Here is a 17,223-nt window from a genome sequence, read left to right on the forward strand (position 1 = left end):
CGATATGGCCGGCGCCCCCGCGCCGCACGCGGCGGCCGAGCGGCGTTATGATGAGCCCACGACCGCCGGGACGCAGGTACACAGCACGGCATGGAGTATTGGGATCATATCGATCGCGTGATGCGCGCCAACACGATGGACGAGGTGAAGTCGTTCACCGCGGCGTATACCAAGGCCATCGGCTTCGAGCATCACGGCTATGCGACGAAACTGCGCGAACCGCTGAGCGGCGGCGCGGACTTCCTGTTCTTCGAGGATTTCGACAGCGACTGGTCCAAGACCTATCCGCGCCTGTTCACGCCGCAGGCCGAGCAGACCGATCCGCGCATCGTGATGTCGCGCGAGGGTTTTCCGGCGGCGGCCTGGAATTCGCGCGGCCGCACCAACTACGAACCGCCCGGCGCCTCGCTGGCCCAGCGCACGCGCAAGACCCTGATCCAGGCCGGCGAATTCGGCCTGCACGGCGGCATCACCGTGCCGAGCTGGTCGCCGTCGACCCATTGGGCCTTCACCACCTTCACCCACAAGGCCGTGCTCGATCCGCGCGAGCTGATCCCGCTGATCGGCGAGTCGGTGTATTTCGTCAGCTGCATGCACGCCGCTATCGATCGCCTGCTGCGGCGGCCGCGCAGCGCGCCGCGCCTGAGCGAGCGCGAATGCGAAGTGCTGCGCTGGTCGGCGGTCGGCAAGACCTCGTGGGAGATCTCGATGATCCTGCGCATCAGCGAGCGCACGGTGAATTTCCATCTGCAGCAGGTCTCGCGCAAGTTGGGCGTCAAGGGCCGGCGCGCGGCCTGCGCGCGCGCGGTGGCGCTGGGGTTGATCCTGCTGTGAGGCGGTGACGGCGCGCGGTCCGCATTGCGTGGGACGTCCGGGTCACCTGACCGACCGGCACTTTGCCGAATCTGCCGTTTCGTCGACTGCTGTCGATGGCCTGCCTCAGGACTGACCGGTCCGAGCCGTATCCAGCAGGATCGCTCGGCCGATGCGTTATCCAAAGCACATCAAGCTTTCGCCTTGAGTCTGCGCACTCGCAGCGCGTTGGCCTCATCGGCGATGCGGCGCGTTCGCACTGCCCTGCCCGCTCATGCATGCGCCTGTCAGTTCTTACAGGCGCCGCATCGGTGCCGCGCGCGCCATGTTCAACTTCGCACCGCGGTACACGTCGAGGCATGCGCGCTTGCGCGAGGGGACTTGCCGACCGACACCGCGGCAGCAGTTTTCCCCGGTGCCGGCCCGATACCGACGGTCCGCAAGTCCCAAGGAAGGGCCGGGGCTTTTAATCGCGCGGCGCTTGATGCGCGGCGTCTGATCGCGCCGGGTTCGATGGCCCGGTTTCGACGATGCGGCCCGATCACCCGCCCGTTGCCTGCACCGCGGCCCGGCGCCGACTATCCTGTGGGCATGACGCCCCCGCCCGACCGCCCCGACGACGACAGCGACGACGCGGCCCTGTTCCGCGCCGCGATCGGCGAGGTCCGCCGCTTGCCCGATGCGGTTCTGCCACCGACCGCGCCCAAGCCGCGGCCGCGCGCGCGCATGGCCGAACGCGACGAGGCGCTGGCGCGCGAGGAATTCCGTCACGCCCTCGACGAGAGCCTGCTCGAAGCCGGCGACGCCCTGAGTTATCGCCGCGACGAATTGCCGCCGCGAGTATTCGCGCGCCTGCGCCGCGGCGAGATCTCGGCGCAGGAGGAACTCGACCTGCACGGCAGCCCGGCGCGCGAAGCCGAAGCGCTGCTGCGCGCCTTCCTCAACGATGCGCGCGAGCACGGTCTGGGTTGCGTGCGGGTGATCCACGGCAAGGGCCGCAACGGCAGCAGCGACTATGTCGACAGCCGCGGTTTGCCGGTGCTCAAGAATCTGGTCGACCGGATGCTGCGCCATCGCGCGGACATCCTCGCCTTCCACTCCGCGCCGCCCGCGCAGGGCGGCACCGGCGCGGTGCTGGTGTTGCTCGCGCCGCCGCAGCGACGGCGCTGAGCGGCGCGGCGATCGCGCTTATTCGACCTGCTGCGCCACGGCGCGTTCGCGATTGGGCGGATTGATCCACACCACGCCGATGCCGCGGCGCCGGGCGATACGCTCGACCGTGGCGATGTAGCGATCGTCGCGGCTCATTTCCGAAGAGGCCTGCGGCGCGACGCTGGCGGGTTCGACATAGCTGCTGCGGGCCTGGGTGCCGGCGCAAGCGGCCAACCCCAGAACGGACAACGACAGGACGGCAATACGCGATAGAGCGTTCATGACCTGGGCTCCCTGACGTGCATGGAACCCGGTCCCGAAACCGGAGCCGGGCGGCAGCCGGCCCCTGCCGACTGTTACTTGGCTTATACGCCCGCTGAAATCGTGATCCAGTGCCGGCCGATACCACCCGACGAGCGGTTGTTTAGGGGCCGGGATTGGGGATTCGGGATTCGGGATTGGTCAGGCGTAGGCGCCGGATTCGATCTCGCCCAGTTCGGCCAGGACCACGGTCGCGTAGGCGCCGGCCGGCAAGGCGAAGCCGACTTCCAGCACATCGTCCTCGAGCCAGCGCCACGCTGGCGCGTCCGGGCGCAGCCGCAGCGCGCGCCGTTCCTGATCCAGGCCGGCCAGTTCCAGGCCGGCGCGCAATGCCGCCGCTTGTTCGCCTTGCAGGGCCGACAGTTCCAGTTCGCGCACTTCGTCCTGGCTGCGCAGTTCGCCGCGGCCCCACAACGGGCCGCTGGGGTGCAGGTCGAATTCGGCAAGGCGCTGCGCCAAGGTGTCGTTCCACGGCTCTGGACCGAACACGCTGCGGCTGCCGGCCAGCGCCCAGACCTCGCCGGCCAGCGGCGCGCCCTCGCGCAGACCGCTCCAACTGCGGTCGAGCACGCGCGCGGCCAGCACCCGGTTGAACAATTCCGAACGCGCCGCCGACAGCAGCATGCTGCGCTGCTCGCGGCCCATGCGGCGGCCGGCGAACATCGCCAGCGCATTGGCGACGTTGTCGCCGCCGCGGCCGAAACGTTGTTCGCCGAAATAGTTGGGCACGCCGTGCGCGGCGATCTGCGCCAGTCGCGCTTCGATCGCCTCGCGCTCGCCCTCGACGTTGCGCAAGGTCAACACGAAGCGATTGCCGGCCAACGCGCCGCGCGGCAGTTTCTTGGCGTGCCACTGGTGTTCGAGCACGCGCAGGTCGTCGCTTTCCAGCAAGGCCAGATCGGGCGCGACGCGCTTGGGCAGATGCACGCTGAAACGCTGCACAGTGACCGCGTGGCGGTCCTTCATTCCGGCATAGCCGATGCCGACCTCGCCGATGCCGGCCCAGGCCGCCAGCCGCTTGGCCGCGAACGCGGTGTTCATGCCGCGCTTCTCGATGGTCAGCAGCAGATGCTCGCCGCTGCCGCTGGCGGCGAAACCGGGCAGTTCCTCGACCCGGAAATCCTCCGGCGCATTGCGGATGCGCGCGCGCAGCGCGGGCGCGCCGTGGGCGCGCGGCAGGCCGTGTTCGGACGCGGACGTAGCTTCGATGTTGGCGGTCGGAGCGTCGTGCGAGGGGTCGTGCGAGGTCTGGTCGGGGAAATTCAAGTCGTGCTGATCCGTGGAAGCGTATTGCAGTGAAGTAGCGTAATCGCGCGGCGTTACTCGCGACGCGGCGCGCTCAGGCGCGCAGCAGCAGGCATACCGCCATCGCCGCGATGCCTTCGCGGCGGCCGGTGAATCCCAGTTGTTCCGAGGTGGTGGCCTTGACGCTGATCGCATCGACCTCGACGCCCAGATCGGCCGCGATCGCCTCGCGCATCGCCAGCGCATGCGGGCCGACCTTCGGCCGTTCGCAGACCACGGTGATGTCGGCGTTGCCGAGGCAGTAGCCGCGTTCGCCGATCAGGCGGTTGCAGTGACGCAGGAACGTACGGCTGTCGGCGCCGCGCCAGCGTTCGTCGCTGGGCGGAAAGTGCTGGCCGATGTCGCCGAGCGCGAGCGCGCCGAGCATCGCATCGCACAGCGCGTGCAGGACCACGTCACCGTCGGAATGCGCGAGCACGCCGCGATCGTGCGGCACCCGCACGCCGCCGAGCATGACGTGGTCGCCGTCGCCGAATGCGTGGACGTCGTAGCCTTGGCCTATGCGCATGGGTTGGGGTCTCTGGGTCGGGATTGGGGATTGGGGATTGGGGATTGGGGATTGGGGATTGGGGATCGGGAATCGGGAATCGGGAATCGGGAATCGGGAACAGCGTACTTACCTATCGTCATTCCCGCGAAGGCGGGAATCCAGTGACTTCAAACGTTCTCGCACGAGAGTCGCTGGATTCCCGCCTTCGCGGGAATGACGGGCTGGTTGGAACGCGCTGAAGTCTCTGAGACGGAAATGCCAACGGCGCAACACCCAAATGATCCATCGGCAAACCAAAGTACCGATCTATCGGTTTTTCAAACTGTCGACTTGTCGAGCAGTCGACAATCGGCGTTGGCGTTGGCGTTGGCGTTGGCGTTGGCGTTCGATCATCAAATCAGCAGACCAGCAGACCAGCAGACCAGCAGACCAAGCATCGCCTCTCCCAACACCCCACCAATCACCCCCGCCCCGCCCTCAACAAAAACTCCGCCAACACCAGATCCGCCGGCGTCGTCACCTTCAAATTATCCTCGCGCCCCTCGACCAACACCGGCTTCGCGCCAACCAGCTCCATCGCCGACGCCTCGTCGGTCACGATCACGCCCCGCGCCGCCGCGTCGCTCAGCGCCGCGGTCAGCGCGCCGCGCGCGAATGCCTGCGGGGTGAACGCGCGCCACAGGCCGTCGCGCGGCTCGGTCCTCGCGATGCGGCCGGATTCGGCGCGCTTGAGGGTGTCGCGCAGCGGTGCGCCCAGAACCGCACCGTCCGCGCCGGACTCGGCCGCGGCGATCAGCCGGTCGATATCTTCGCCGCGCAGGTTAGGCCGCGCCGCGTCATGCACCAGCACCAGCGCGCGCTCGCCGACCTGCGCCGGCAAGGCGCGCAAGGCCGCCAGCACCGAATCGGCGCGTTCGCCGCCGCCGACGCAGCGCAGCACCGGTTTACCGCACAGCTCGGTCCAGCCCGGCCAGCGTTCGTCGTCGGCCGACAACGCGACCATCGCCCCTGCGATACGCGGATGCGACAGCAGCGCGTTCAGGGCGTGTTCGATCAGCGGCTTGCCGGCCGCCTGCAGGTATTGCTTCGGGGTTGGCCCGCCGAAGCGCCGGCCGCTGCCGGCGGCGGGAATCACGGCCCAGATCATGCGGCGCTCCAGAAGATCATGTAAGGCCCGCCTCGATTGGATCGAACCGCCCGCGCGCGGGCGGCGCCGATCGGATCAATGCGCGGGAGCCGGCGCGGGGTGAGGTTCGGGCGCAGCCGGCGGCAGTTCGGTCGGCGGTTCGTCGACCTGCTCTTCCAGGCCCGGCTCGGCGTCCGCATCGGGCACGTCCTGCACCGGGCCGTTCTGGACCGCGCTGACCGCCGCCGCCGCGTTGGGACCGGGCGCCGACGGCCGCGCTTCGACCACGCGATAGAAGGTCTCGCCCGGCTTGATCATGCCCAATTCGCTGCGCGCGCGTTCCTCGACCGCGGCTTCGCCGGACTTGAGGTCCTCGACTTCGGCCGCGAGCGCATCGTTACGCTGCTGCAATCCCTGATTTTCGCGGACCTGCCCGTCGACCTGGGCCTGTAACGCCGACACGCCGCCGCCATTGCCGCTGGCCCACCACAAGCGGTATTGCAGGAAGGCGAGCAGGCCCAGCAGCGCCAATACCAGCACGCCCAGCCAGCCCCTGCCCGTCTTCTCGCTCATCGTGGCGGACCCGGCCGCGCTCAGCGACGCAGCGACACGAACGCGTCGCGGCCGGCGTAACGAGCGCCCGCGCCGAGCGCTTCCTCGATGCGCAGCAACTGGTTGTACTTGGCCACGCGGTCGCTGCGGCACAGCGAGCCGGTCTTGATCTGGGTCGCGGTGGTCGCGACCGAGATGTCGGCGATGGTGGTGTCCTCGGTTTCGCCGGAACGGTGCGAGACCACCGCCGCATAGTGGGCGCGGTCGGCCATCGCGATGGCTTCCAGGGTTTCGGTCAGGGTGCCGATCTGGTTGACCTTGATCAGGATCGCATTGGCCACGCCCTTGTCGATGCCCTCGGCGAAGATCTTCGGATTGGTGACGAACAGATCGTCGCCGACCAGTTGCACCTTGCCGCCGAGCTTGTCGGTAAGCAGCTTCCAGCCGTTCCAGTCGTCCTCGGCCATGCCGTCTTCGATGGTGATGATCGGGTACTGCGCGGCCCAGCCGGCGAGGAAATCGACGAACTGCTCGCTGGTCAGGCGCTTGCCTTCGCCGACCAGGTGGTACTTGCCGTTATCAAAGAACTCGGTGGAGGCCACGTCCAGGCCCAGCAGGATGTCTTCGCCGGCCTTGTAACCGGCCTTGCCAATCGCTTCCAGGATGGTTTCCAGCGCCTCTTCATTACTGCGCAGGTCCGGCGCGAAACCGCCCTCGTCGCCGACCGCAGTGCTCAGGCCGCGGCCCTTGAGCACCGATTTGAGCGCATGGAACACCTCGGCGCCGGCGCGCAGCGCTTCGGCGAAGTTCGGCACGCCGACCGGCAGGATCATGAATTCCTGCAGGTCGACATTGTTATCGGCATGCGCGCCGCCGTTGATGATGTTCATCATCGGCACCGGCAGCACGGCCTGGCGGTCGCCGGCCAGGTACTTCCACAGCGGCAACTTCTTCGACGCGGCCACCGCGTGGGCGTTGGCCAGCGAAACCCCCAGCAGCGCGTTCGCGCCCAGGCGGCCTTTGTTCTCGGTGCCGTCCAGATCGATCATTCGACGGTCGAGGCCGGCCTGATCGGTCGCGTCCAGGCCCTTGAGCGCCTGGGCGATGGTGGTGTTGACGTTCTCCACCGCCTTGCGCACGCCCTTGCCGAGGTAGCGGGTCTTGTCGCCGTCGCGCAGTTCCACGGCTTCCTTGCTGCCGGTGGAGGCGCCGGACGGGACCAGGGCCCGGCCGAAGCTGCCGTCGGCCAGGGTGACCTCGGCTTCCAGGGTCGGGTTGCCTCGGCTGTCGAGGATTTCGCGGGCGTGGATCTGGGTGATCGAGGTCATGTCGGCCGGATAAGGGAGGAGGGGAAAGAGTTGGCGAGGTGAACGATAGCCGAGATCGCGCCGCGTGCCTGTGGGCTATTGCTCCAACAGGTCGAACGCAGCACGCCGGCGACCTGAGCGCAGACGGTCACGGGGTCGGCGTCGCGCAATTGTGCCAGCGACCCGTAGCCGATTTGCTCAAGCCGGCCGATCACGGTTTCGCCGACGCCCTTGAGCGCCAGCATGGCGTCACGTTCGAGCGGGTTGAAGCGGATCGAAGTCAAAGCATCGGCGCTCTGCGGGTCTGCGCTGGGACGGGCCGGCGAGCGCCGACCCGCCGGTCAGAAATCCTGTTCCAGAAATCCGTTCTTCTTGGTGATCCGGTCCAGTTCGACCAGGGTCTCCAGCAGGCCGCGCATCTTCGGCAGCGGCACCGCGTTGGGGCCGTCGGACAGGGCTTCCTCGGGGCGCGGGTGGGTTTCCATGAACACGCCCGAGACGCCGACCGCGATCGCCGCGCGCGCCAGCACCGGCACGAACTCGCGCTGGCCGCCGGACTTGCCGTCCATGCCGCCGGGCAACTGCACCGAATGGGTCGCGTCGAACACCACCGGGCAGCCGGTGTCGCGCATCACCGACAGCGAGCGCATGTCGGAAACCAGATTGTTGTAGCCGAAGCTGGCGCCGCGTTCGCAGGCCATGATCTGCTCGTTGCCGACCGCCTGCGCCTTGGCGGTGACGTGTTTCATCTCCCACGGCGACAGGAACTGGCCTTTCTTGATGTTGACCGGCTTGCCGGCGCGCGCCACGTTCTGGATGAAGTCGGTCTGCCGGCACAGGAACGCCGGGGTCTGCAGCACGTCGACCACCGAGGCGACCTCGGCCAGCGGCGTGTACTCGTGCACGTCGGTCAGCACCGGCACGCCGATCTGGCGCTTGACCTCGGCCAGCACCTTGAGCCCCTCCTCCACACCCGGGCCGCGAAAACTCGTCGCCGAGGTGCGGTTGGCCTTGTCGAAGCTGGACTTGAAGATGAAGGGGATGCCGAGCGCGGAGGTGATCTCCTTGAGCTGGCCGGCGACATCGAGCTGCAACTGCATCGATTCGATCACGCACGGGCCGGCGATCAGGAAGAACGGTTGATCCAGGCCGACGTCAAAACCGCAGAGTTTCATGGTGTGTTTCCAATTGAACAGGGGGCCGCTCAGGGGGCTGGATCACGCTGCCGATCCGGGCGCCGAGGTGGCGCTCCGGCGGCTACGTCGATGGTTTACCGCTGCGATCACCAGCACGACCACGGTGATCAGCAGCAAAGGCACTTCGATCACCACGGTGCCGATCAGGAACAACGTCGCCATCATCGCGTAGGCATCGCTCGCGCCGGTGGTTTGCTGCCACTGCTGATACAGCACCGCGCTCAACAGCGGCAGCGCCAGGCAGGCCGCCGCCAGCCAGGCGCCGAGCTTCAGCGCCGTGGAGCGGGCGGGCGCGGCCTGCGCGGCCGGGGTCATCCCCGTACTTCCTTGAGCAGCTTGCCGCCGGCCTTGGCCTCGCGCGCGGCGCGCACGAAGCCGATGAACAACGGGTGGCCATCGCGCGGCGTGGACAGGAATTCCGGGTGCGCCTGGCAGGCCAGGTACCACGGATGCGCGGTGCGCGGCAGTTCGACCATTTCCACCAGCAGGTCGTCCATCGACTTGGCCGAGATGATCAGGCCAGCGTCTTCCAACTGGGTGCGGTAGCGGTTGTTGAATTCGTAGCGGTGACGGTGACGTTCGCCGACCACGTCCTTGCCGTACAACTCGCGCGCCAGGGTGCCGGGCTTGATCCGCTGGTCCTGCAGGCCCAGGCGCATGGTGCCGCCGAGGTCGCTGGTTTCGGTGCGGCGCTCGACTTCGCCGGTGGCGGTGCGCCATTCGGTGATCAGGCCGATCACCGGGTGCGGGCTGTGCTTGTCGTTCTCGGAGCTGTTGGCGTTGTCCAGTCCGACCACGTGGCGCGCGTAATCGACCACCGCCGCCTGCATGCCGTAACAGATGCCGAAATACGGGATCTTGTTTTCGCGCGCGTATTTCGCCGTGCTGACCTTGCCTTCGAAGCCACGATCGCCGAAGCCGCCCGGCACCAGGATGCCGTCGACGCCCTTGAGCGATTCCACGCCATCGCGCTCGATCTCGCTGGATTCGAGCCACTTCAGCTTGACCTTGGTGCGCTGGCGCAGGCCGCCGTGCTTGAGCGCCTCGGACAGCGACTTGTACGCGTCCTGATGGTCGATGTACTTGCCGACCACGGCGATGGTGACTTCGTCGACCGGATGCTCGCTGGCGTCGACGACTTCGTTCCACTCCGACAGTTCGGCCGGGCCGCACTGGATGCGCAGGCGGTCGAGCACGATGGCGTCGAGGCCCTGCTCGTGGAACCACTGCGGCAGCTTGTAGATATTGTCCAGATCGACCGCCGAAATGACGGCTTTTTCCGGCACGTTGGTGAACAAGGCGATCTTGCGGCGGTCGCTGTCGGGCAGCGGCTGTTCGCTGCGGCACAGCAGCACATCGGGTTGAATACCGATGGAGCGCAGTTCCTTGACCGAATGCTGGGTCGGCTTGGTCTTGAGCTCGCCGGCCGCGGCGATGTACGGCACCAGGGTGAGGTGCATGAACAAGGCGAACTCGGGGCCGCGCTCGGTGCGCAGCTGGCGGATCGCTTCCAGGAACGGCAGCGACTCGATGTCGCCGACCGTGCCGCCGACCTCGACCAGGGCCACGTCGAAGCCTTCGGTGGCCTCGACGATCAGGCGCTTGATCTCGTCGGTGATGTGCGGGATCACCTGCACGGTGCCGCCGAGGTAATCGCCGCGGCGTTCCTTGCGGATCACGTTCTCGTAGATGCGGCCGGTGGTGATCGAATTCTTGCGGCTCAGGCGCGTGCGCAGGTAGCGCTCGTAGTGGCCGAGGTCCAGGTCTGTCTCGGCGCCGTCGTCGGTGACGTAGACCTCGCCGTGCTGGAACGGGCTCATGGTGCCCGGATCGACGTTGATGTAGGGGTCGAGCTTCATCATCGTCACGCGCAGGCCGCGCGCTTCGAGGATGGCCGCCAACGAGGCCGCTGCGATGCCCTTGCCCAAGGAGGACACCACGCCGCCGGTGACGAAAATCAGGGGAGTCATGGATTTTGCTGCCGCTGGAAAGCCGTAGTTTACAGGCTCGCCGGTGAAGCCGCGACTGCTTGACATCCACGCCGGACCCGGACCGAACCCGGCAACGCCTTGAACGACGCGGTTCTACCCGGATTTTTGCCAAAACCGGGCGGGTCGTGCGGGCGAGCCGCCCGCGCCTGACAGCTCCCGCGGCAGGCCCGGCAACCGGCGCCGACGATGTCCGGGCTCGCGCCGATCCGGCCTGCCACGACCAGGATCCACGCCGCCCGGTCGCCTGGGTCGGCTGCGCGGAGCTCTTCGAACTAGGCCAGCTTCGCCCCGCGCGCCAGCAGCAACTCGCGCAGAATCGACCGATGGCAATGCGATTCGTTCTCGCAGTAGCAACCGACCGAGAAATCGCTGTGCTGCGACATCGTCGCCAGCAGCTCGATCGCATGACTGGCATCGGGCGCGGCCATCTCGGCCTTGTACTTGCGCACGAAGGCCTTCCACTGCGCCGGCGTCTGCGCGGCCTGCGCCTGCTTCATCGTTTCCAGGCTCGGCGCGAGGTTGGGAAACCACACGTCGTACCAATCGCGCGAGGCGAATTCGGCCTTGGGCACGCCGCGCGGCGGGCGACGCACGGTGCCGATGCGAGTGCCCTCGCCTTCGCTGCGCGAGCTGCCGAGTCTGACGATGCGTATCGCCATCGATGCTGTCCTCTATGGCGCCGGAGCCTGGGTGTCGACGCGAGCGGCCGGCCAAAACTTGCGCGCCCAGCGGTAGCCGAGCACGATGCCCCCGGCCAAGGTCGCGCTGGAGATCACTATCTGCAACAGACGTTCGACCACCCCGTCCATATAGGTTTCTTGACCCAGCTTTATTTCAGGCGACTGGTCGAGACTGATGAAAGCGGCCCACAGCCCCAAGAACAGCAGCAACGCGGGCAGCAGAAGATACCGGCGCGCGACCAGGCCGCAGACCGCGCCGGTGACGCCCACGATGCAGAAGAACAGCATCACCGAACCGACCCCCCGCTGCTCGAACTCGTCGCTCAACGGCAGAAACTGCAGCGCGCAGAACAGTCCGACGATCTGCAGACACAAGCCGACGACAACCCGTATCCCCGCCAACAGCATCCGTTTCATGCATAGCTCCCGGTGCAGACCCCGCCATCGCAGCAGGCTGCCGAGATAGTAGGGCGGGCCCGGTCACCATGCCGCATGGGCCGACAATCCGCACGAGAAGTAGCGCGTGACGCTACCGCAAGCCTCGTCATCGGCTACCGCCGCCCGCCTTCTTTGTCATGGCGCCCTACGGCTTGCGTGGGTAAAGCGGCAAGGATGATCGGCAGGCACGAAAAAGCCCCGGCGAACCGGGGCTCTTCGTCATCGCATGCAAACAGCGCGACTGCGTTACTTGTCGCCCTCTTCCTCCGGCTCCACGCCGCGGTCGCCGGACTTCTTCTCGGCGTCGGCCTTCTTCTTGGCCTCGGCCTTCTTCGCGTCCTCGGCTTTCTTGGCGTCTTCGGCCTTCTTGTCGGCCTGCGGGTCCTGCTGGGCGAACGCGGCGGGCGCGATCAGCACGGTCAGGGCGGCGGCGATGACGGCGGGCAGCAACAGCGAGCGGATCTTCATGGTGGACTCCTGACAAGTGAAACCGGCGCCGGGCCGGCGCGGGACGCGCCTGGCCCGTTGCGGGGCGGTCGGGGCGTGCGACGCATGCATCGACGCCGCGAACCCTAGCCCCGCTACCCTCGCTGCGGCCTGAATGAGGGGTCCGGTCGGCCGGGGCGCCGCGGACCGGTATGGATATGAGGCTGGCTGCGCGCGACTTCAACGATGGCGGCATCGCAACGGGCGGGCCTCAATAGCGCGCGCTGAACATCCCCGTGACCGACTGCATCGCCGTGCGCCAGCGCCCCAGCAGGGCGTCGTCGGCCTGCTCGTCGTATTCGCGCACCGCCAGCAGCAGGCTGTTGATCCAGTACGGATACAGCCCCGGCGCGATCGGGGTGCGACCGCGCCGGCAATGGGCGTCGGCCATTTCCTCGCAGGTCCGCCGCACCACCGCGCTGCCGGCGGCGTGGAAGATCGCCACGCTGATGCCGCGGCGCAGCGCCAGCCGCTGTTTCTGGAAATCGGTGCGTTCGAACAGCGGCGCCACGTCCGGGTGGCTGGCCATGAAAATCTCGTAGAACCGTTCGATGAAGCCCTTGCGGACCAGACAGCGTCCGTAACTTTGCTGCAAATCGTCGTAGGAATCCTGGACCGACACGGTGCCTCCTGCATGGGTGAAAACGGCGCGCAGGATGGCAGCGTCCGACCCGGCCCACCTTGCGCCAGATCAGCTCCGGGCATGCCGAAAACCGCCGTTGGATCGCGCGCGCGGGCGGCTCGGCGACCGGTTAGGCGGCGCGTTGGCGCCACGTTCGCGGTCTCGACCGCCGGTTTCGGCGTGCATGACCGACGATCGCCGCGCGAACCCGGCCGCGTCGCCGCCACCGCTGCGACGATAGGACGCAGCCCGCCCGGGCCGCTGAGCGGCCCTCAGCGCGACCCGCCACCGCGCGCCGCGCCACCGCCGACACCCGCCGGCGCGAGCGTCGCAGCGGGCGAGACGCCGGCCCGCCAAGCTTTTCATTCGCCCATCACCCCGGCCGGCTTGACCACCCCGCCCGCCGTCTTCATCCTCGCCGCTCCGAACCCCACGGCCAGACCCAACAGTTAATGAGCAGTCGCTATAACGCCGCCGACATCGAAGTCCTTTCCGGCCTGGACCCGGTCAAACGCCGCCCGGGCATGTACACCGACACCAGCCGGCCGAACCACCTGGCCCAGGAAGTCATCGACAACTCGGTCGACGAGGCCCTGGCCGGCCACGCCCGCAGCATCGAGGTGATCCTGCACGCCGACGGCAGCTGCGAGGTCTCCGACGACGGCCGCGGCATGCCGGTCGACATCCACCCGGAGGAGAAAGTCCCCGGCGTCGAGCTGATCCTGACCCGCCTGCACGCCGGCGGTAAGTTCAGCAACAAGAACTACACCTTCTCCGGCGGCCTGCACGGCGTCGGCGTCAGCGTGGTCAACGCGCTGTCCAAGCTGGTCGAAGTGCACATCAAGCGCGACGGCAACGAATACCGCATGACCTTCAACAACGGCGACCGCGCCACCCCGTTGGAAGTGGTCGGCAATGTCGGCAAGAAGAACACCGGCACTCGCGTGCGCTTCTGGCCCGACGCCAAGTACTTCGATACGCCCAAGTTCAACCTGCGCTCGATCAAGCACATCCTGCGCGCCAAGGCGGTGCTGTGTCCGGGCCTCAACGTCAAGCTGTTCGACGAAGCCACCGGCGAACGCACCGAATGGTATTACGAAGACGGCCTGCGCGATTACCTGTCCAGCGAACTGCGCGACGGCCAGCCGCAGCGCGAACTGCTGCCGCCGGATCTGTTCGTCGGCCAGCTCAAGAAAGAAAACGAAGTCGCCGACTGGGCCGTTGCCTGGGCGCCGGACGGCGAGCTGACCCAGGAAAGCTACGTCAACCTGATCCCGACCGCCCAGCACGGCACCCACGTCAACGGCCTGCGCACCGGTTTCACCGACGCGCTGCGCGAGTTCTGCGATTTCCGCAACCTGCTGCCGCGCGGCGTGAAACTGGCGCCGGAAGACGTGTGGGACCGGGTCGCGTTCGTGCTCAGCATCAAGATGACCGACCCGCAGTTCAGCGGTCAGACCAAGGAACGCCTGTCCTCGCGCCAGGCCGCCGGCTTCGTCGAAGGCGCCGCGCACGACGCGTTCTCGCTGTGGCTCAACCAGCACACCGAACTCGGCGAGAAGATCGCGCAGTTGGCGATCGAGCGCGCCGCCGCGCGCCTGAAGACCGAAAAGCAGATCACCCGCAAGAAGATCACCCAGGGCCCGGCCCTGCCCGGCAAGCTCGCCGACTGCTCCTCGCAGGATCTGTCGCGCACCGAGCTGTTCCTGGTCGAGGGCGACTCGGCCGGCGGCAGCGCGCGGCAGGCGCGCGACAAGGACTTCCAGGCGATCCTGCCGCTGCGCGGCAAGATCCTCAACACCTGGGAAGTCGCGTCCGGCAGCGTGCTGGGTTCGCAGGAAGTGCACGACCTCGCGGTCGCGATCGGCTGCGATCCGGGCAAGGAAGACATCGGCGGGCTACGCTACGGCAAGGTGGTGATCCTGGCCGACGCCGACTCCGACGGCCTGCACATCGCGACCTTGCTCAGCGCCTTGTTCCTGCGCCACTTCCCGGCGCTGGTCGCGGCCGGCCACATCTTCGTGGCGATGCCGCCGCTGTTCCGCGTCGACGTGGGCAAGACCGTGTTCTACGCGCTCGACGAAGAGGAAAAGCGCATCCTGCTGGAAAAGATCGAGCGCGAGAAAGGCGATCGCAAGAAGGGCCTGAGCGGCGCGGTCAACGTCACCCGCTTCAAGGGCCTGGGCGAGATGAACGCCTCGCAGCTGCGCGAGTCGACCATCCACCCCGACACCCGCCGCCTGGTCCAGCTGACCATCGACGACAACGCCCAGACCCACTCGCTGATGGACATGCTGCTGGCCAAGAAGCGCGCCAGCGACCGCAAGGCCTGGCTGGAGACGAAGGGCGATCTGGCGACGCTGGAAGTTTGATGCACAGCTTGTTGATGCACGGCCTGGCAGGCGTGCATCACGCCTCAATCGATGCCGTCTTCGTATGACGCCTCAAGGAATTCTCACCATGGAATGGTCTGCCCTGCTGCAACGCTTGCAGCCGCCGATTCTCATCTTCGCCGCGCTGATGCTGTCCGCATTCGCGCGCCCCGCATTGGCTGCCTGCGATGCGTCCGATCTGCCGTCGCTGGCGACATGCCTGGCGTCCGGGGGAAACAACAATCAGATCAATTTGCGGGCCGACTTGACGTGTAACGGGGCGCAATGCTGTCCCAGCGGCCAGGCTCTGGTGCGAATTGCCGGTAAATCCGACGTGGTCTTCGACGGCAACGGCCATCGCATCACTCGAACCGGCAACACCACCCAGTGCCAGGCCGTGTCGGTAACGAATTCAAATCGGATCCGCATCAGGAATCTGATCGTCCAGGAAGAGCCCGCGCTCACGACCGCCCCCTGCTATCAGGGTGAGGCCTGTCCGGCCACCATCGCCTTACTGGCCCAGGACTCCACCGATGTGACTATGGATCGGATGGAGGTTTACGACGCCGGCGGTTTTGCCGTAGTCGCCAGCGGGATGAACGGATTTCTGCTCGACCGCTCGAAAATACACAATGCTGGCTTGATGGGGCTATTCGCAGGACCTAGCGGCAGCCATGGTTCCAGCAGTATTGCGATCGACCGGTCGATTTTCACTGCAGCGGCCACCAACGCAGTCGCGCTGTACAACAGCTCAGCCAATCGAGTCAGCAACAGCCTGTTCCTGGGCAATCATCGCCACGGCATCTACTACTGGTGCGGGCTGGGCAACAACGAACCGTGTAACGGCGGCCAGATTTACGTTCCGCTAGGCGACGCGACCATGGTCGAGGGCAACATCATCGGCGATGGACGCTGTGACAACTGCGCCAGTTCACCGGCCTATCACCGTCCGGTCTGGGCCATCGAGGCGGGCGGATTCAGCGCGCTCAACCAGCCGGCCCAAGTCGTTAATGGCCTGGAGATTCGCGACAACTACGTTTACAACCATGCAGGTGCGGCGCTGCTGCGCAACGAGAATTCGATCCTCAACGGCTTGCGGCTCAACACCAATATCGTGGCTGGCGCCGGCGAGCTCTACCGCCAGATCAATGCGGGCGACCGCTGCACCACTACCTCGCCCGGCGTGGTCGACCGCGACAAATGCGCCATCGACGCCAATCAAGCGCAGGGAACCGGAAATGAGGTATCCCTGCCCTACCAACTCGATCGCGGCGGCGTCGTGGAGTGGACTCTTTATCAGTTGATGTCCGGCGGCTTTCACTACGAGGCCCGCTACGCCCAGGAGCAACCGCGGTCGCTGGCCGCGCACAAGTTCGGCCTGCGACCTTTGGCGGGTGTGGACGGCGGCGGCGCCATCTATCGGTGCTGGATCAACTCACCGATCGAAGGCGCTTACCGAGATTTCGTCACTACCGATCGCAATTGCGAAGGCGCCGGCACCTTGGATTCGGTGATCGGCTTCAGTCTGGATCCCAGCCATCCCGACGTTTATCCGCTCTACCGCTGCCGCAATGGGGGCGATCACTTCGTATCCGCGCAAATGTCTTGCGGCGGCGCAAGCTATGAAGGATTGCTGGGCTACGCCGCTCAATGACCGCGGCAGCGACCACCATGATCTATGGCTTGGTGCAGGCGCCTAACCGCGGGCTCTCACGCGGCCCCAACGAAGCGTTGCGACGGCTCTGTGCCGGCCCAGCCTTCCCAAGGCGTCTGCTCGACCCCAACGTCACCGCAAGCAGCGTTGCGTTTTCGACACGCCCAGCCCGCACGCGCCCGGCGACATAATCACGCAGTCATGCGGCTTAATGCCGCATCGTGCGGGCATCGCCCCGCGATCAGGAGATCAATATGAAAGGACGCTGCAATTCCGCCCCACACCGACCGGATCGACCTCACGGCGAGGACCATGGCCATGGCCGTTGAAACCGACACCATCCGACGCAAATCCGCGGCCGATTCCGCCGGCCGCCTGTTCGGCGTGCTCGCCTGGTTCGCCCTGCTGCTCGGGCCGTTGCTGGCGTGGGCGATCGTGTTCAGCCTGACTCCGCAGAACCAGTGCGGCGACTGGAGTCTGCACTGCAGTGGCAAGGCGATCATGTACAGCGCGGCCAGCTGGCTGTTCGGCAGCCTGTTGGCGATCACCGCGCTGTTCCGCGGCGAGCGGCGCGGCATCGCGGTGCCGGCGCTAGTGCTCAACATGATTCCCCTGCTGGGGCTGGTCGCGGCGTATGTGCTGATCGCCAAGGGCGTGTAGGCCAGATTTCTTGCGGCGCGGCGACAACCAATTCTGCGCGCGCCAGGATCGCGATCTG

The 17,223-nt window shown here is 66.9% G+C and carries 18 protein-coding genes and 1 pseudogene; 5 read left to right on the plus strand and 14 right to left on the minus strand.

Annotated elements, in window-relative coordinates; translation table 11 throughout:
- Positions 1-120 precede the first annotated feature (120 nt).
- The gene (locus AC3A4T_RS02375) at positions 121-834 is read left to right on the plus strand and encodes a helix-turn-helix transcriptional regulator (RefSeq protein WP_162253663.1); all 714 of its coding nucleotides are present in this window, start codon (positions 121-123) and stop codon (positions 832-834) included.
- Between the two features lie 570 nt (positions 835-1,404).
- On the plus strand, positions 1,405-1,983 hold the full coding sequence (locus AC3A4T_RS02380; protein WP_487673906.1) for a Smr/MutS family protein: 579 nt from the start codon (positions 1,405-1,407) through the stop codon (positions 1,981-1,983).
- A gap of 18 nt (positions 1,984-2,001) precedes the next feature.
- On the opposite strand, the gene AC3A4T_RS02385 is transcribed toward AC3A4T_RS02380, so the two are convergent.
- The 14 genes and pseudogenes from AC3A4T_RS02385 to AC3A4T_RS02450 all read right to left on the minus strand — a co-directional run bounded on the left by AC3A4T_RS02385 (position 2,002) and on the right by AC3A4T_RS02450 (position 12,479).
- Positions 2,002-2,247: a hypothetical protein gene (locus tag AC3A4T_RS02385; protein WP_148650462.1), complete on the minus strand. Its 246-nt coding sequence runs from the start codon at positions 2,245-2,247 to the stop codon at positions 2,002-2,004.
- A 180-nt stretch (positions 2,248-2,427) separates the two neighbouring features.
- Positions 2,428-3,465, minus strand: coding sequence for a tRNA pseudouridine(13) synthase TruD (gene truD / locus AC3A4T_RS02390; RefSeq protein ID WP_487674035.1), 1,038 nt, complete (start codon positions 3,463-3,465; stop codon positions 2,428-2,430).
- Positions 3,466-3,625: 160 nt separating this feature from the next.
- Positions 3,626-4,099 carry a 2-C-methyl-D-erythritol 2,4-cyclodiphosphate synthase gene (ispF, locus tag AC3A4T_RS02395; RefSeq protein WP_487673907.1) on the minus strand — a complete coding sequence of 158 codons (474 nt, stop codon included), beginning with the start codon at positions 4,097-4,099 and terminating at the stop codon, positions 3,626-3,628.
- Positions 4,100-4,541: 442 nt separating this feature from the next.
- Positions 4,542-5,228: a 2-C-methyl-D-erythritol 4-phosphate cytidylyltransferase gene (gene ispD / locus AC3A4T_RS02400; protein WP_487673908.1), complete on the minus strand. Its 687-nt coding sequence runs from the start codon at positions 5,226-5,228 to the stop codon at positions 4,542-4,544.
- Positions 5,229-5,408: 180 nt separating this feature from the next.
- Positions 5,409-5,780: pseudogene (gene ftsB / locus AC3A4T_RS02405) on the minus strand (cell division protein FtsB); the annotation flags it as partial.
- A gap of 20 nt (positions 5,781-5,800) precedes the next feature.
- Positions 5,801-7,087 (minus strand): phosphopyruvate hydratase, encoded by a 1,287-nt coding sequence (eno, locus tag AC3A4T_RS02410; RefSeq protein WP_487673909.1) that lies wholly within the window; start codon positions 7,085-7,087, stop codon positions 5,801-5,803.
- The gene (locus tag AC3A4T_RS02415) at positions 7,084-7,350 is read right to left on the minus strand and encodes a helix-hairpin-helix domain-containing protein (protein ID WP_487673910.1); all 267 of its coding nucleotides are present in this window, start codon (positions 7,348-7,350) and stop codon (positions 7,084-7,086) included. Before AC3A4T_RS02415 ends, eno begins: the two co-directional genes overlap by 4 nt.
- Before the next feature lie 57 nt (positions 7,351-7,407).
- Positions 7,408-8,241 (minus strand): 3-deoxy-8-phosphooctulonate synthase, encoded by an 834-nt coding sequence (kdsA, locus tag AC3A4T_RS02420; protein ID WP_046657456.1) that lies wholly within the window; start codon positions 8,239-8,241, stop codon positions 7,408-7,410.
- Between the two features lie 42 nt (positions 8,242-8,283).
- Positions 8,284-8,577, minus strand: a complete 294-nt coding sequence (locus tag AC3A4T_RS02425; protein WP_487673911.1) for a hypothetical protein — start codon at positions 8,575-8,577, stop codon at positions 8,284-8,286.
- Positions 8,574-10,232, minus strand: a complete 1,659-nt coding sequence (gene pyrG, locus AC3A4T_RS02430; RefSeq protein ID WP_056111081.1) for a CTP synthase — start codon at positions 10,230-10,232, stop codon at positions 8,574-8,576. Before pyrG ends, AC3A4T_RS02425 begins: the two co-directional genes overlap by 4 nt.
- Before the next feature lie 293 nt (positions 10,233-10,525).
- Complete coding sequence (locus tag AC3A4T_RS02435; RefSeq protein WP_487673912.1) at positions 10,526-10,912, minus strand: DUF488 domain-containing protein; 387 nt, start codon at positions 10,910-10,912, stop codon at positions 10,526-10,528.
- Positions 10,913-10,924: 12 nt separating this feature from the next.
- Complete coding sequence (locus AC3A4T_RS02440) at positions 10,925-11,350, minus strand: hypothetical protein (protein WP_487673913.1); 426 nt, start codon at positions 11,348-11,350, stop codon at positions 10,925-10,927.
- Between the two features lie 267 nt (positions 11,351-11,617).
- On the minus strand, positions 11,618-11,839 hold the full coding sequence (locus AC3A4T_RS02445) for a hypothetical protein (protein WP_487673914.1): 222 nt from the start codon (positions 11,837-11,839) through the stop codon (positions 11,618-11,620).
- A 229-nt stretch (positions 11,840-12,068) separates the two neighbouring features.
- Positions 12,069-12,479, minus strand: a complete 411-nt coding sequence (locus AC3A4T_RS02450) for a globin (protein WP_487673915.1) — start codon at positions 12,477-12,479, stop codon at positions 12,069-12,071.
- Between the two features lie 452 nt (positions 12,480-12,931).
- Between AC3A4T_RS02450 and parE the strand changes: the two genes are divergently transcribed.
- The 3 genes from parE to AC3A4T_RS02465 all read left to right on the plus strand — a co-directional run bounded on the left by parE (position 12,932) and on the right by AC3A4T_RS02465 (position 17,165).
- On the plus strand, positions 12,932-14,851 hold the full coding sequence (parE, locus tag AC3A4T_RS02455; RefSeq protein WP_487673916.1) for a DNA topoisomerase IV subunit B: 1,920 nt from the start codon (positions 12,932-12,934) through the stop codon (positions 14,849-14,851).
- Between the two features lie 88 nt (positions 14,852-14,939).
- Positions 14,940-16,505, plus strand: a complete 1,566-nt coding sequence (locus tag AC3A4T_RS02460) for a right-handed parallel beta-helix repeat-containing protein (RefSeq protein ID WP_487673917.1) — start codon at positions 14,940-14,942, stop codon at positions 16,503-16,505.
- A 318-nt stretch (positions 16,506-16,823) separates the two neighbouring features.
- On the plus strand, positions 16,824-17,165 hold the full coding sequence (locus AC3A4T_RS02465) for a hypothetical protein (RefSeq protein ID WP_487673918.1): 342 nt from the start codon (positions 16,824-16,826) through the stop codon (positions 17,163-17,165).
- Positions 17,166-17,223 lie beyond the last annotated feature (58 nt).

This window comes from Lysobacter sp. Soil_N_51, from assembly GCF_057655755.1.

What these genes read in the sequence shown, in the direction of transcription:
- AC3A4T_RS02375 (WP_162253663.1), top strand. Translation starts at nt 121, where the DNA reads ATGCGCGCCAACACGATGGACGAGGTGAAGTCGTTCACCGCGGCGTAT.
- AC3A4T_RS02380 (WP_487673906.1), top strand. Translation starts at nt 1,405, where the DNA reads ATGACGCCCCCGCCCGACCGCCCCGACGACGACAGCGACGACGCGGCC.
- AC3A4T_RS02385 (WP_148650462.1), bottom strand. Translation starts at nt 2,247, where the DNA reads ATGAACGCTCTATCGCGTATTGCCGTCCTGTCGTTGTCCGTTCTGGGG.
- ispF (WP_487673907.1), bottom strand. Translation starts at nt 4,099, where the DNA reads ATGCGCATAGGCCAAGGCTACGACGTCCACGCATTCGGCGACGGCGAC.
- ispD (WP_487673908.1), bottom strand. Translation starts at nt 5,228, where the DNA reads ATGATCTGGGCCGTGATTCCCGCCGCCGGCAGCGGCCGGCGCTTCGGC.
- eno (WP_487673909.1), bottom strand. Translation starts at nt 7,087, where the DNA reads ATGACCTCGATCACCCAGATCCACGCCCGCGAAATCCTCGACAGCCGA.
- kdsA (WP_046657456.1), bottom strand. Translation starts at nt 8,241, where the DNA reads ATGAAACTCTGCGGTTTTGACGTCGGCCTGGATCAACCGTTCTTCCTG.
- AC3A4T_RS02425 (WP_487673911.1), bottom strand. Translation starts at nt 8,577, where the DNA reads ATGACCCCGGCCGCGCAGGCCGCGCCCGCCCGCTCCACGGCGCTGAAG.
- pyrG (WP_056111081.1), bottom strand. Translation starts at nt 10,232, where the DNA reads ATGACTCCCCTGATTTTCGTCACCGGCGGCGTGGTGTCCTCCTTGGGC.
- AC3A4T_RS02435 (WP_487673912.1), bottom strand. Translation starts at nt 10,912, where the DNA reads ATGGCGATACGCATCGTCAGACTCGGCAGCTCGCGCAGCGAAGGCGAG.
- AC3A4T_RS02440 (WP_487673913.1), bottom strand. Translation starts at nt 11,350, where the DNA reads ATGAAACGGATGCTGTTGGCGGGGATACGGGTTGTCGTCGGCTTGTGT.
- AC3A4T_RS02445 (WP_487673914.1), bottom strand. Translation starts at nt 11,839, where the DNA reads ATGAAGATCCGCTCGCTGTTGCTGCCCGCCGTCATCGCCGCCGCCCTG.
- parE (WP_487673916.1), top strand. Translation starts at nt 12,932, where the DNA reads ATGAGCAGTCGCTATAACGCCGCCGACATCGAAGTCCTTTCCGGCCTG.
- AC3A4T_RS02460 (WP_487673917.1), top strand. Translation starts at nt 14,940, where the DNA reads ATGGAATGGTCTGCCCTGCTGCAACGCTTGCAGCCGCCGATTCTCATC.
- AC3A4T_RS02465 (WP_487673918.1), top strand. Translation starts at nt 16,824, where the DNA reads ATGGCCGTTGAAACCGACACCATCCGACGCAAATCCGCGGCCGATTCC.